The 13102-nt window shown below is 67.5% G+C and carries 10 protein-coding genes; 5 read left to right on the top strand and 5 right to left on the bottom strand.

Annotated elements, in window-relative coordinates; genetic code table 11:
• Positions 1-75: 75 nt before the first annotated feature.
• Positions 76-1572, bottom strand: a complete 1497-nt coding sequence (locus AU197_RS05990) for an acyl-CoA carboxylase subunit beta (RefSeq protein WP_064401613.1) — start codon at positions 1570-1572, stop codon at positions 76-78.
• Positions 1573-1658: 86 nt separating this feature from the next.
• Between AU197_RS05990 and AU197_RS05985 the strand changes: the two genes are divergently transcribed.
• The 3 genes from AU197_RS05985 to AU197_RS05975 all read left to right on the top strand — a co-directional run bounded on the left by AU197_RS05985 (position 1659) and on the right by AU197_RS05975 (position 4635).
• Positions 1659-2687, top strand: coding sequence for an LLM class F420-dependent oxidoreductase (locus AU197_RS05985; RefSeq protein ID WP_064401612.1), 1029 nt, complete (start codon positions 1659-1661; stop codon positions 2685-2687).
• A 34-nt stretch (positions 2688-2721) separates the two neighbouring features.
• The gene (locus AU197_RS05980; RefSeq protein ID WP_064401611.1) at positions 2722-3945 is read left to right on the top strand and encodes a cytochrome P450; all 1224 of its coding nucleotides are present in this window, start codon (positions 2722-2724) and stop codon (positions 3943-3945) included.
• 111 nt (positions 3946-4056) lie between these two features.
• Positions 4057-4635: a carboxymuconolactone decarboxylase family protein gene (locus AU197_RS05975; protein ID WP_064401688.1), complete on the top strand. Its 579-nt coding sequence runs from the start codon at positions 4057-4059 to the stop codon at positions 4633-4635.
• Between the two features lie 21 nt (positions 4636-4656).
• On the opposite strand, the gene AU197_RS25915 is transcribed toward AU197_RS05975, so the two are convergent.
• The 4 genes from AU197_RS25915 to AU197_RS05960 form a co-directional block, all read right to left on the bottom strand.
• Positions 4657-4794: a YbdD/YjiX family protein gene (locus AU197_RS25915; protein WP_502687858.1), complete on the bottom strand. Its 138-nt coding sequence runs from the start codon at positions 4792-4794 to the stop codon at positions 4657-4659.
• 8 nt (positions 4795-4802) lie between these two features.
• Positions 4803-7097, bottom strand: a complete 2295-nt coding sequence (locus AU197_RS05970) for a carbon starvation CstA family protein (protein ID WP_064401610.1) — start codon at positions 7095-7097, stop codon at positions 4803-4805.
• A gap of 50 nt (positions 7098-7147) precedes the next feature.
• The gene (locus AU197_RS05965; protein ID WP_064401609.1) at positions 7148-8695 is read right to left on the bottom strand and encodes an ATP-dependent DNA ligase; all 1548 of its coding nucleotides are present in this window, start codon (positions 8693-8695) and stop codon (positions 7148-7150) included.
• Positions 8696-8817: 122 nt separating this feature from the next.
• Complete coding sequence (locus tag AU197_RS05960) at positions 8818-10359, bottom strand: molybdopterin-dependent oxidoreductase (RefSeq protein WP_064401608.1); 1542 nt, start codon at positions 10357-10359, stop codon at positions 8818-8820.
• Between the two features lie 103 nt (positions 10360-10462).
• On the opposite strand from AU197_RS05960, the gene AU197_RS05955 reads away from it, so the two are divergent.
• Positions 10463-11230 carry an SDR family NAD(P)-dependent oxidoreductase gene (locus AU197_RS05955; RefSeq protein ID WP_064401607.1) on the top strand — a complete coding sequence of 256 codons (768 nt, stop codon included), beginning with the start codon at positions 10463-10465 and terminating at the stop codon, positions 11228-11230.
• Positions 11231-11300: 70 nt separating this feature from the next.
• Positions 11301-13037 (top strand): ubiquinone-dependent pyruvate dehydrogenase, encoded by a 1737-nt coding sequence (gene poxB, locus AU197_RS05950; RefSeq protein WP_064401606.1) that lies wholly within the window; start codon positions 11301-11303, stop codon positions 13035-13037.
• The last annotated feature ends 65 nt before the right edge of the window (positions 13038-13102 follow it).

Here is a 13102-nt window from a genome sequence, read left to right as displayed (position 1 = left end):
GTGCTTGTAGCGCTGAATATTTGCCGCGTGTCGTGTGCAAACACGCACGCTCGTGGGGAAAGACGGGGCTGGAGGTCAGGGCGTGATGACCGTGCGGGCAACCGGTTCGGGGGCGGCCTGGCGGCTGTAGACCGCACGCTGAAGCCCCCACAGCAGCGCGTTTCGGGTTTCCTCGGGATGAATCAGGTCGTCGAAACCGAGGTGGCCGGCGGACCGGAACGAGGCTTCGACCTCCATCTGGCGCAACCGCGCTTCGACGTCCTCCGCGGCGTGTGAAGCCTTGCTGAGTGCGGCCGCGCTCATCGCGCCCATCGTTGCCCCCGGGTACGCGAACGTCGCGCTCTGGTTGTCGAACCCCAACAGCGACATCACCATTGAGCCGAAGCCGTACGCTTTGCGCAGCGTGACGTGCAGCTTGATCGTCGTCGCCGCGGTCTGCGCGGCGAACATTCGCGCACCGCTGCGCAGCACGCCGGCCTTCTCCGACCGGCTGCCGGGCAGCATGCCGGGGTTGTCGGCGAGGAACACGATAGGCAGGTGGAAGGAGTCGGCGACGGTGATGAAGTGTGCCGCCTTGTCCGCGGCGTCGGCGTCGATCGACCCGGCGATCACCTGCGGTTGGTTGGCAACCACCGCGACGGGGTGACCGCCCAGATGGGCGAGCGCACAGATGATTGCGGGCCCGAACTTCGGCTGAATCTCGAACCAGTCGGGGCGGTCGAAGGCGACGTCGAGGACGCGGCGCATGTCGTAGACGCGCCGGTTGCCGCGGGGGACGAGGTCGAGCAGTTCTGGCGTGCTCCGCGGGGCGGCCGCCTCGTCGGCGGGAAGCGACTCCGGATACGACCAGGCGCTGGCCGGAAAGTACGACAGGTAGCGGCGGATGTCGTCGAGCACGGCTTCGTCGTCGTCGGCGATGTTGTGGATCACGCCGCTGGCGAGGGCCACCGTGGGCCCGCCGAGGTCTTCCTTCGAGATGTCTTCGCCCGTGGACTCTTTCACCACGGGCGGGCCCGCGGTGAAGATGGCGCCCTGGCGGCTCATGATCGTCCAGTCGCAGACGGGAGCGACCAGCGCGCCATGTCCGGCCGACGGCCCGAGCAGGCCGGCGACCATCGGCACCTTGCCCGAACACTGCGCCTGGGCGAGAAGGTCGGTGGGGGTGCGGCCGTAGTGTTCGCCGCTGGGACGGAAACCCGCCCCCTCCAGCAGCATCACCAGCGGCACCTTGTCGCGCACGGCCAACTCCGCCAATCGATACCGTTTGGAGTTTCCGCCCGGGCCGATGCTGCCGGCCAGCGTCGTGAAGTCCTCGGCGCCGATCATCACGGGCTTGCCGTCGAGGTAACCGGAGCCGGCGACGATGCCGTCGGCGGCGATGTCACCCCCGACCAGCGTGCCGAACTCGCGGAACGTGCCCTTGTCAAGCAGATACTCGATGCGTGCGCGGGCGTCGAGCTTGCCTTTGTCGTGGTGCTTGGCGACCCGCTCGGCGCCGCCCATGGCGTAAGCGGTCTGGCGCCGCCGCGACAACTCGTCGAGCGTGGCATGCCAATCCTCGGCCTTGGTCATCACAACTCCTGTCCACGGATAGGCGATCGTCGCACCGACACGACCTCGTTGACCATACTGAATTGCTTACTGTAGCGTCTACGACCATGCTTAGCGGCGCCGGCCTGAAGGTCGACGGAGCGGTTTCCAGCCAGCTCGCCAACGTGGCCGAAACGGCGGGCACCTTGCAGCGGCGCGGATACGACGGATGCTGGACCGCCGAGGTGGCCCACGACCCGTTCCTGCCGTTGACGCTGGCCGCCGAGCACACCGAAAGCCTCGATCTGGGCACCAGCATCGCCGTGGCATTCGCCCGAAACCCCATGACGGTGGCCAACATCGGCTGGGATCTGCAGGAGTATTCGCGCGGCCGGTTGATCGTGGGTCTGGGATCGCAGATTCGCCCGCACATCGAGAAGCGGTTCAGCATGCCGTGGAGCCAACCCGTGCGACGCATGGGCGAATTCGTGCACGCGATGCGCGAGATCTGGACGTGCTGGCGCGACGGCACGCGGTTGCAGTTCGATGGCGACTTCTACACGCACAAGCTCATGACGCCGATGTTCACCCCCGAACCGCACGACTACGGGTTCCCCCGGGTGTTCATCGCAGCGGTGGGCGAGGCGATGACCGAGATGGCCGGTGAAGTCGCCGACGGTGTGTTGGCCCACGCGTTCACGACCAAGCGCTACTTCGAAGAGGTCACCATCCCGGCGCTCGAACGCGGCATGGCTCGATCGGGCAGGCAGCGCAGCGACTTTCAGGTGTCGTGTCCGATCTTCGTGGTGACCGGTGCCGACGAGCGCGAGGTCGCGGAGGCCTCCGTCGCCACCCGCAAGCAGATCGCCTTCTACGGTTCGACGCCGGCCTACCGCAAGGTGCTTGCGCTGCACGGGTGGGGCGACCTGCACGACGAGCTGCACCGGCTCAGCCTCGCCGGTGAGTGGGACGCGATGGGCACGCTGATCGACGACGAGATCCTCGAGGCGTTCGCGGTCGTCGCCCCGATCGACAAGCTGGCCGCCAAGATCCGCGACCGATGTGACGGCGTGATCGACCGGGTGATGATCGGGTTCCCACGCTCGGTCGACGAAGCGACGGTAGTCGCCGTGCTGAAGGAAGTGCGCGGCACATGATGTTTCAGAGGAGTTGTTCGTGAGCACACCGATTATGGACGAGGCGGCCAAGGTCTTCGCCACCCCGATGGCCTACACCGATGAGGTGAAACTGCATGCGTCGCTGACGCATCTGCGCGCCAACGCACCCGTCTCGTGGGTCGACGTGCCGAACTACCACCCGTTCTGGGCGATCACCAAGCACGCCGACATCATGGACATCGAGCGGGCCAACGATGTGTTCACAAACCATCCGCGGCCGGTGCTGGTCACCAAAGAGGGCGACGAGCAGCAGGCGGCCATCGGCGTGCGCACCCTGATCCACATGGACGACCCGCAGCATCGCGTCGTGCGCGCGATCGGGGCCGACTGGTTCCGCCCGAAGGCGATGCGCGCGTTGAAGATCCGTGTCGACGAGCTTGCGAAGGTCTACGTCGACAAGATGATGGACATCGGCACCGAGTGCGACTTCGTCCAACAGGTCGCGGTGAACTTTCCGCTCTACGTCATCATGTCGTTGCTGGGCATCCCGGAGTCGGACTTCCCGCTGATGCTCAAGCTCACCCAAGAACTGTTCGGCAGTGACGACGACGAGTTCAAACGTGGGACGGACCAGGCCGACCAGATGTCGGCGCTGCTCGAGATGTTCGAGTACTTCACCGCGTTGACGGCCTCGCGCCGCGAGACCCCGACCGATGACCTGGCCTCGGCGATCGCCAACGCGACCATCGACGGCGAACCGCTGTCGGACATCGACACGATCTCCTACTACGCGATCATCGCCGCCGCGGGGCACGACACCACGAGCGCGACCATCTCCGGCGGGATGCTGGCCCTCATCGAGAACCCCGACCAACGAAACAAGCTGTGCAGCAACCTCGACCTGATGCCCCTGGCGGTCGAGGAGATGATCCGCTGGGTCACGCCGGTGAAGGCCTTCATGCGCACCGCCGCCGAGGGCACCATCGTGCGGGGTGTCCCGATCGCGGCCGGGGAATCGGTTCTGCTGTCCTATGTCTCGGGCAATCGCGACGAAGACGTGTTCGACGATCCCTTCCGCTTCGACATCGCCCGTGACCCCAACAAGCACGTCGCGTTCGGATACGGCGTGCATTTCTGCCTGGGCGCGGCATTGGCCCGCATGGAGGTCAACAGCTTCTTCAGCGAGCTGCTGCCCCGCCTGAAAGCCGTCGAGCCGGCGGGCCGCCCCGAGAATGTGGCGACCACCTTCGTCGGCGGGCTCAAACACCTGCCGATCCGCTACTCACTGACGGCCTAGACCGGCCCGGCTTTCTCGCACGGGCCCGTTGCCGCCCGAGCTTTTCGCCCAACGGTTCCGACCGGGCGAGTTATCGTGTACCGACGCCAGAACCTGCGATGTGAGGTGGCCATGTCCCGAGTTGCACCGTCGTCGGCCTTTACCTCGATCCCGACCGACGATCTGGGCGAGGGCGATCGAATCAACCTGGGCGTGGCCTCGATACTCGGGCATCGTCCCGACCTGGCGGGGGCGCTCGGCTCGCTTCGCGCGGCACTACAATCCAGCGGCACCCTGTCGCCGAGGCTCGTGGAGCTCGTGCGGCTGCGCATCGCGTTCCACAACCAGTGCCGCAGTTGCATGTCGGTGCGCTACCAGAGCGCGGTCGATGCCGGGCTCACCGAGGACGCGGTCTGCTCCCTTGAGCGCCCGGAGGAAGCCGACGACCTGTCGGACGCCGAGCGCAGCGCGCTGCGGTTCGCTGATCTGTTCGCCACCGATCACCTCGCGATCGACGACGCCGTCTACGACGACCTTCGGCGCCATTTCGCCGAGGATGAACTGGTCGAGCTCGGCGTGCATTGTGCGTACGCGGTAGGTATGGGCCGGCTGGCCGCGACATGGGCCGTCACCGACGACGTCCCCGGCGCCTTCCGCGCCGAAACGACTGCGGCACCCTGGATTTCCGAAGGGGTCATCGCGTCGGGCTAGCGTGTGCAGCCGAATCCCGACCTAACAGCAGCGCGCACCCGGATTGGCCTCCGCCGCGGCGTGCCGCATCCGCCAGTAGTCCCGTTCGGAGAGCACCGGTTCACCCGGATGGGTCCGCAACCGGTGCTCGACGTAGCGCCGGTAGTGGGTGTCGCCCATCAGGTCGCCTACGAATGTGCGCCAGTACGAACCGATTTGGCGTGCGCTATCGGTAATGCGTCCCACTGCTTCTGCACCTCCTTTTCCGGTTCCGTCATCAGCAGGCCCGACGGCGCGAAGATCCGCGAGGGGACCGGTTCGTCCTCGGTCGTCGGCGGGGCGCCGCCGCGGAGCGTCCGGATCACCATGATCACCCCGGTGGTGAACACGATCAGCACCAGCAGTGCGAACACGATCGACAGTGTGCCCTGGATGAACGTGTTGCGGATGACCGCGTCCAGTTCGCCGGCGTTTTTGGCCGCGCCGAACGCCGTCTCACCGGCGTCCTTGGCGTTGCGGTACTGGAAGTGCTGAGTCCAGTAGCCCACCTTCGGGTCGCCGGAGAAGATCTTCTGCCACGACGCCGTCATCGTCACGGTCAGATCCCACAGCAACGGAATTGCCGGGATCCAGGCCCATTTCAGTAGGCCCTTTTTGGCCACCACCACGGTCACGACCGTCAACGCGATCGCGGCCAGCAACTGGTTGGCGATGCCGAACAACGGGAAGAGCGTGTTGATGCCGCCGAGCGGGTCGGTGACGCCCATCAGCAGGATGCTGCCCCATCCCGCGACCACGGCCAGGCTGCAGATCCACGCTCCCACACGCCAACTCGGGTCCTTCAGCTTGCGTAGCGGACCGCCGAGGTTGCTCAGTCCATCAGAGAGCATGAACCGTGCGACCCGAGTGCCCGCGTCCACGGTGGTGAGGATGAACAGCGCCTCGAACATGATCGCGAAGTGGTACCAGAACGCCTTGAGCGCGTCACCGCCGAACACCTTGCTCAGCACCTCGGACATGCCGAACGCCAGCGTGGGCGCACCGCCGGTCCTGGACACGATCGACTCTTCGCCGACGCTCTCGGCGGCCTGAGTGATCTGCTCGGCGGTCACCGGCGGGCCGTCGATCGGCAGGCTGTTGACGTAGGCCGCTGCGGTCTCCGCGGTGGCGCCCGTCGAGGCCGCTGGCGCGTTGATCGCGAAGTACAGATGCTGATTGAGGATGGCCGCGGTGATCAGCGCCATGATCGCGACGAACGACTCGGTGATCATGCCGCCGTAGCCGATCAGGCGCATCTGGCCTTCCTTCTCCAGCAGCTTGGGCGTGGTGCCCGACGAGATCAGCGCATGAAAACCCGATAGCGCACCGCACGCGATCGTGATGAACAGGAAGGGGAACAGCGATCCCGCGAACACCGGACCGGTGCCCGCGGTGGCGAACGCCGAGATTGCCGGTGCCTCCATGATCGGGCGCGCGAGCACGATGCCGACCGCCAGCAGCGCGATGGTGCCGACCTTCATGAACGTCGACAGATAGTCGCGCGGTGCGAGCAGGAACCACACCGGCAGTACGGATGCGGCGAACCCATAGATGATGATGGCCCACGACAGGCTCACCTTCGACAAGGTGAACCATTCGGTGCCCCAGGCGGTTTCGGCGACCCAGCCGCCGGCGACGACCGCGAGCAGCAGGAGCGCGACGCCGATCAGCGACACCTCCGACACCCGGCCCGGCCGCAGGAACCTCAGGTACAGGCCCATGAAGATCGCGATCGGAATGGTCATCGCGATCGAGAAGACGCCCCACGGGCTCTCGGCGAGCGCACCGACGACCACCAGGGCCAGCACCGCCAGCAGGATCACCATGATGACGAGCACGCCGAGGATGGCGGCGCCACCGCCGATTGTCCCGAGTTCGTCACGGGCCATCTGTCCGAGCGAACGGCCCCGCCGACGCGTCGAGATCGCCAACACGAGGTAGTCCTGGACGCAGCCGGCGACGACCGCGCCGATGATGATCCAGATGGTGCCGGGCAGGTACCCCATCTGCATGGCGAGGACGGGTCCGACGAGCGGACCCGCGCCGGCGATCGCGGCGAAGTGGTGCCCGAACAACACCCGCCGGTCGGTCGGCATGTAGTCCGTGCCGTTCTCGAATAGTTCGGCGGGAGTGGCATTGTCGTCGCGCGGGCGCACGATCTTCATCTCGATCAGCCGGGCGTAGAACCGGAAGCCGATCACGTAGGTGCAGATCGCGGCGATGACGAACCACACGGCGTTGACGGTCTCTCCGCGGAAGAACGCGATCACCGCCCAGGCGACCGCGCCGAGCACCGCGATGACGCCGAAGATGATCCGGTGCCGCAGGGTGATCGGCGACCGGTCGATGATCGCGACCGGGGGCAGATCCTTGTCGGTGCGGACATAGGTGACGTCGCCTTCGGTTTCCTCTGTGCGCTCTGCGGGAGCGGTTGGAGATGCCATGTGGCGATCCTTTCATCGGCTGCGCCGGCGCTGTGTGAAAACCGCGGGCTTCAGCTTCCGCGCTGGTGGAACGCCCGCACCGTGTCGATGGTGTCGGCTTCCGCAGGGCTTTTGTCGTCGCGGTACCGCAACACCCTGGCGAACCGCAGGGCCATCCCCCCGGGGTAGCGCGACGACGTCTGTACGCCGTCGAACGCGATCTCCACGACCTGCTCGGGCCTCACCCGCACCACATAACCGTCGGTCGGTCCGTCGGCCAACTCCAGGAACCGGGTGGTCTGCCACTCGAGCATGGCGTCGGTCATGCCCTTGAAAGTCTTTCCGAGCATGACGAATTCACCCGTCTGCGGATCCCGCGCGCCGAGGTGAATGTTCGACAGCTTGCCGCTGCGCCGTCCCGACCCCCATTCGACCGCGAGGACCACGAGGTCGAGGGTGTGCACGGGCTTGACCTTGAGCCAGCCCGCCCCCCGGCGCCCGGCCTCGTACGGTGCGGTCAACGACTTCACCATCACGCCCTCGTGGCCCGCGGCCAGCGTCAGCTCCAAGAACTCTCGCGCCTGGTCGACGTCGCCGGTGACGAGGCGGTCGACGCGATGGAGTTTCGGGACGAGCGTGTCGAGCACCTCGATGCGCTCACCGGCCGGCTTGTCGAGCAGGTCTTCGCCGTCGACATGCAGAAGGTCGAATACGAATACCGACAATGGCTGGGCCGCCGCGGCGGCGGCGATGTCAGCGGAGCGACCGAACCGCGACGCCGTGACCTGGAAGCGGTGCGGTCGCCCGTCGGGTTTGAGCGCGATCGCCTCGGCGTCGGCGATCAGCGTCGAGACCGGCAGCGCCAGCGCGGCGTCGACGACCTCCGGGAGGCGGGCGGTCACGTCGTCGAGGCTTCTGGTGTAGATGGAAACCTCGTCACCCCGGCGATGCACCTGCACGCGCGCGCCGTCCAACTTGGCCTCGAAAACGGCTGTGCCGCCGAGCCGTTCGAGCGCCTCGGCAACGCCGGCGGCCGTCTGCGCCAGCATCGGGCCGACCGGACGGCCCACCGTCAGCGTGAACCGCTCCAGCGCGGCCTCGCCGACGGTCAGGGCGGCGGCCGCGACCGCGGGCAGGTCGCCGCCGAGCATCGCGGCGCGGCGCACGGCGGCGGCCGGAAGGTCGGCGGCCTTGGCCACCGCGTCGGCCATCACGCCGACCAGTGCGCCCTGGCGCAGCTCACCGCCGAGCAGCCGGCGTAGGAATGTCTGCTCTTCGGCGGTGGCGGAGCCGAACAGCCCGGCGAGCAGCTCGGCGCGCCTTGCCTGCGAACCCTTGCCCGCGACCTGCCCGATCTCGGTGAACCGCGCGTGCACGTCCGGCACCGTCAGCGACGCGGACTGCGCCGGAGGCGGCAGCGAGCGCAGAGCGGCCCACCCGACACCGATCTGCCGTTGCGGCAGCTCACCCGACAGCCATGACACGACGACCGCGACCTGGTCGGCGTCGCCGTCGGTGCCGGCACGGGCCAGCAGGTCGGCGATTCGGGCCGTCTTGGCCAGCCGCGACGAGGATGCACCGACCTCGGCCGACGCCGTGGCCACGTCGAGTAACTGCACGGGTTCAGCCTGTCACGGCGGTCGGACATCACGGGTCAGGTGATTGGCGCGACTGACCGCGTTTGCACACATTTCAGCGGCGTGTCAGGGCGCAAACACGGTCGCTCGCGGCGGGGAAAGGGTTAGGTGACCTCGAAGTCGACGCTGTGCCAGCCGCTGGCGCCGTCGGGGATCGGTTGAGCGATGTCGGCGGTCTGGGTCGCGCCGGTGTTGTCGGTGGCCCGCACCGTGATGGTGTGACGACCCGGCTCGGTGGCCTGCCACGGGAGGCTCCACAGCCGCCAGGTCTCGTTCGAGTAGGCGGCGCCGAGTTCGGCTTGCCGCCAGTCGCCCTGGCGGTCGGGCCCGTCGATGCGCACCTCGACATTGCGCACCCCGCGGTTCTGCGCCCACGCCACACCACCGAATGTCACGGAGCCGCGGGGCACGTCTTGACCGCTGCGCGGCACGTCGATCCGCGACTGCGTCTTGATCGGCCCGCGCGGCGACCACCCCAGACGCGTCCAGTAGGCCTGGGCCCGGTCGAATCGCGTCACCTCGAGGTCGACCACCCACTTCGTGGCCGAGACATACCCGTACAACCCGGGCACGACAAGGCGGGCGGGGTAGCCGTGGTCGGTCGGCAGTGGTTCGCCGTTCATGCCGACCGCAAGCAGCGAGCCGCGGTCGTCGGTGAGCGCCTCGACCGGAGTGCCCGCGGTGAACCCGTCGATCGATGTCGACAGCACCATGTCCGCGTCACGATGCACCCCGGCCTCGGCCAGCAGGTCCGATACGCGGTACCCCGTCCAGGTCGCGTTGCCGATGAGATCGCCGCCGACGGGGTTCGAGACACATGTAAGCGTCACGAGTTTCTCGATCACGTCGAAGCGGTCGAGATCGTCGAAACGCAAGGTGATCTCGCGGTCCACCATGCCGTGGATCCGCAGCTGCCAGTTCTCGCGGCTCAGCTGTGGAACGCTCAGCGCGGTGTCGATCCGGTAGAAGTCGGTGTTGGGGGTGACGAACGACGGCAGGCCAACACCTTTCGGCTGCACCGTCGCCGGGACCGGGGGAGCTGCGACGTCGACCGGTGGCAGCGCGAAAGCCGTGCGGTCGCCGGAGACCGAGGTCGTGAGGCGGGACAGCACCACCCCGCCCACTCCGGTCAACGCGCCCGCTCCGAGGAAGCCCAGCGTGATCAATGACAGCCGGCGGCCGGGATCGGGTCCGTCGTCGGCGGCGTTCCCGGCGGCGTCGGTGAACCGGCCCGAGGTCAGCAGCCGCAGCACCGCGACCCCGCAGACCGTGCCCACAACCGTCGGCAGGATGTCGACGAAGGTGGCCCCCGCGCGTGAGAGGACCGCAGCGCAGCCGGCGACACCCGCCGCGACGATCGCGAAGCTGCCGATGGGGAAGCGGCGCGTCTCCAGCGCCGCGGTGGCGGCGGCCACGACGGCGATCACCGCGAGCACCAGCATCGCCAGCACGAGTTTGTCGGCCATGCCGAAGGTCTTGATCGCCCACTCTTTGACCGGCGCGGGCGTCAGGTCGATGACCGTCGACCCGACCGCGGTGCGGGAGTCGGCCCGCGGCCCGACGAAGACGGCGAGCAGTTGGGTCACGCCCAGCGCGACGGCGGCCGCAGCGATGCCGCCCATCGACTTGGTGCTGCGCGACGTCATGCCGCTCAACGTACTCACGTTGGCGACCCGACGGGCTTACCTAACGGTGACGTCAGCTAGGTTGCTTTACGAATCGAGCTCTTTTTGGAAAGGGGAGACCCAGGTGGAGATTTCTGGCAAGAAGGCCATTGTCGTCGGCGGAGCGTCGGGCTTCGGCAAGGCGACGGCCGAGTTGCTGGCTCAGCGAGGCGCGGACGTGGCGGTTCTGGACCGTCCGCAGTCGAAGGGCAAGGAAGTGGCCGACGCGATCGGCGGCTCCTTCTTCGAGGTGGACGTCACCGACTTCGAGGGCACCGAGAAGGTGCTGCAGCAGGCGATCGACAAGCTCGGCGGGCTGCACATCATCGTGACGACGGCCGGCGGCGGCGCCGCCGAGCGCACGGTCAAGAAGGACGGACCGCACAGCCTCGACACCTTCCGCAAGTGCGTCGACCTCAACCTCATCGGCACGTTCAACATCAGCAGGTTGGCCGGTTGGCAGATGAGCCAGCAGGACCTCGTCGACGACGAGCAGGAAGAGCGCGGCGTCATCATCAACACCGCCTCGATCGCGGCGTTCGAGGGCCAGATCGGTCAGGTCGCCTACACCGCGTCGAAGGCCGCGATCGCCGGGATGTGCCTGACGATGGCCCGCGACATGGGCAGCCTGGGCATCCGGGCGCTGGCGATCGCGCCGAGCCTGTTCGCCACGGGCCTGACCGAGGGCATCCCCGACGAGTTCGCCAAGGCGCTGACCAAGGACGCGGCGTTCCCGAAGCGGCTCGGCAAGCCCGAGGAGTACGCCAAGCTGGTGGCCGCGATCGTCGAGAACCCGATGCTCAACGGCCAGTGCCTGCGTCTGGACGCCGGCCAGCGCTTCGCCCCCAAGTAAACGACGCGGTTTGTGCACGTTTAGGAGCGCTCACCGCTCCTAGACGTGCACGAATCGCTAACCTAGCGGCGTGGCGACCGTCGCCGATCACCTCATCGAGGCCTTGAGCGTCAGCGGCGTGCGCCGCGTCTACGGCCTGCCCGGCGACAGCCTCAACGGCTTCACCGACGCGATCCGCCGCTCGGGCCAGATCAACTGGGAACACGTCCGCCACGAGGAGGCCGCTGCATTCGCCGCGGCCGCCGACGCCGCCCTTACCGGCACGCTGGCGGTCTGTGCGGGCAGCTGCGGTCCGGGCAACCTGCACCTCATCAACGGCCTGTTCGACGCCCATCGCAGCCGGGTGCCCGTCCTCGCGATCGCCGCGCACATCCCCCGCACCGAGATCGGGTCGGACTATTTCCAGGAGACGCACCCGCAAGACCTGTTCCGCGAGTGCAGCGTCTACTGCGAGCTGGTCAGCACACCGGAGATGGCGCCGCGCATCGTCGAGATGGCGATGCGCGCCGCCGTCGAGGACAACGGTGTCGCCGTGGTCGTGATCCCCGGTGAGATCCTCGGCCACCGTTCCGACGCGTCGAGCTGGAACACGCGGGGCGTGCGGCCGACGCGGTCCATCGTGCGTCCCGACGACGAGTCGCTGCGTCAGGCGGCGGCGATCCTCAACGAGGGTCGCGCCGTCACCATCCTGGGAGGGGCCGGCGTCGCGGGGGCACACGATGCGCTCATCCGCGCGGCGGGCACACTCAACGCGCCGGTGGTACATGCGTTGCGGGGCAAGGAGTTCATCGAATACGACAACCCGTTCGACGTGGGTATGACCGGGCTGCTCGGTTTCGCCTCCGGCTACAAGGCCATCAAGGAGTCCGACGTCCTGCTGATGCTCGGTACCGACTTTCCGTACCAGCAGTTCTATCCCGACCATGCCAAGGTCATCCAGGTCGACATCCGCGGCCGCCACCTCGGTCGCCGCGTGCCGATCGACCTCGGGCTCGTCGGTACCGTTGCCGACACACTCGATGCGCTGCAACCGCTGCTGCGGCAGAAGGTCGACCGCGAACACCTCGACCGATCGCTCAAGCACTACCGCAGAACCCGCCAGCGACTGGACGACCTGGCCGTCAACGATCGTGACCGTCAGCCCATCCGACCGGAATACGTTGCCGGACTTGCCGATCGGCTGGCCGCCGACGACGCGGTGTTCACCGTCGATGTCGGCTCGCCGGTGGTGTGGGCGGCGCGCTATCTGAGCATGAACGGTCGCCGCCGGCTGATCGGATCGTTCAATCACGGCACGATGGCGTGCGCGTTGCCGCTGGCCATCGGGGCACAAACCGTCGACCGCGGCCGGCAGATCGTCGCCCTGGCCGGCGACGGCGGGCTGACGATGCTGTTTGGTGAACTCGTCACGCTGATTCAGAACCGCCTCCCTGTCAAAGTGGTCGTCTTCAACAATTCGTCGCTGAACTTTGTGGAGTTGGAGATGAAGGCGGCCGGGATCGTCAACTTCGGCACCGATCTCGTCAACCCCGACTTCGCTGCCGTCGCAACGGCGATGGGCATTTTCGGCCGGCGCGTGGAACAGCCGTCGGATCTCGAACCGGCCTTGGCCGACGCCTTCACCCACGACGGTCCCGCGCTCGTGGACGTCGTGACCGCGCGACAGGAACTGTCGATACCGCCGACCATCACCGCCGAGCAGGCCAAAGGCTTCTCGCTGTACGCGATCAGGACAATCCTGGCGGGCCGGGCAGACGAGTTGTTGGACCTGGTGACGACGAACGTGGCACGGCGGATCCTGGACTGAGCGCGCCGACGGCCTCTGCGAAGGCTGACTCCCGTGCCGCTCACGCGGTCGACCTGACACGATGA

Source organism: Mycobacterium sp. IS-1590 (assembly GCF_001500025.1).
In the GTDB taxonomy this organism is placed as follows: domain Bacteria; phylum Actinomycetota; class Actinomycetes; order Mycobacteriales; family Mycobacteriaceae; genus Mycobacterium.
The sequence above is the reverse complement of the archived record's forward strand: the minus strand, read 5'-3'. Positions and strand labels throughout refer to the sequence as shown.

Excerpts from the sequence above, each read along its gene's own strand:
- AU197_RS05990 (WP_064401613.1), bottom strand. The coding sequence starts at position 1,572 with ATGACCAAGGCCGAGGATTGGCATGCCACGCTCGACGAGTTGTCGCGG.
- AU197_RS05985 (WP_064401612.1), top strand. The coding sequence starts at position 1,659 with ATGCTTAGCGGCGCCGGCCTGAAGGTCGACGGAGCGGTTTCCAGCCAG.
- AU197_RS05980 (WP_064401611.1), top strand. The coding sequence starts at position 2,722 with ATGGACGAGGCGGCCAAGGTCTTCGCCACCCCGATGGCCTACACCGAT.
- AU197_RS05975 (WP_064401688.1), top strand. The coding sequence starts at position 4,057 with ATGTCCCGAGTTGCACCGTCGTCGGCCTTTACCTCGATCCCGACCGAC.
- AU197_RS25915 (WP_502687858.1), bottom strand. The coding sequence starts at position 4,794 with ATGGGCGACACCCACTACCGGCGCTACGTCGAGCACCGGTTGCGGACC.
- AU197_RS05970 (WP_064401610.1), bottom strand. The coding sequence starts at position 7,097 with ATGGCATCTCCAACCGCTCCCGCAGAGCGCACAGAGGAAACCGAAGGC.
- AU197_RS05960 (WP_064401608.1), bottom strand. The coding sequence starts at position 10,359 with ATGACGTCGCGCAGCACCAAGTCGATGGGCGGCATCGCTGCGGCCGCC.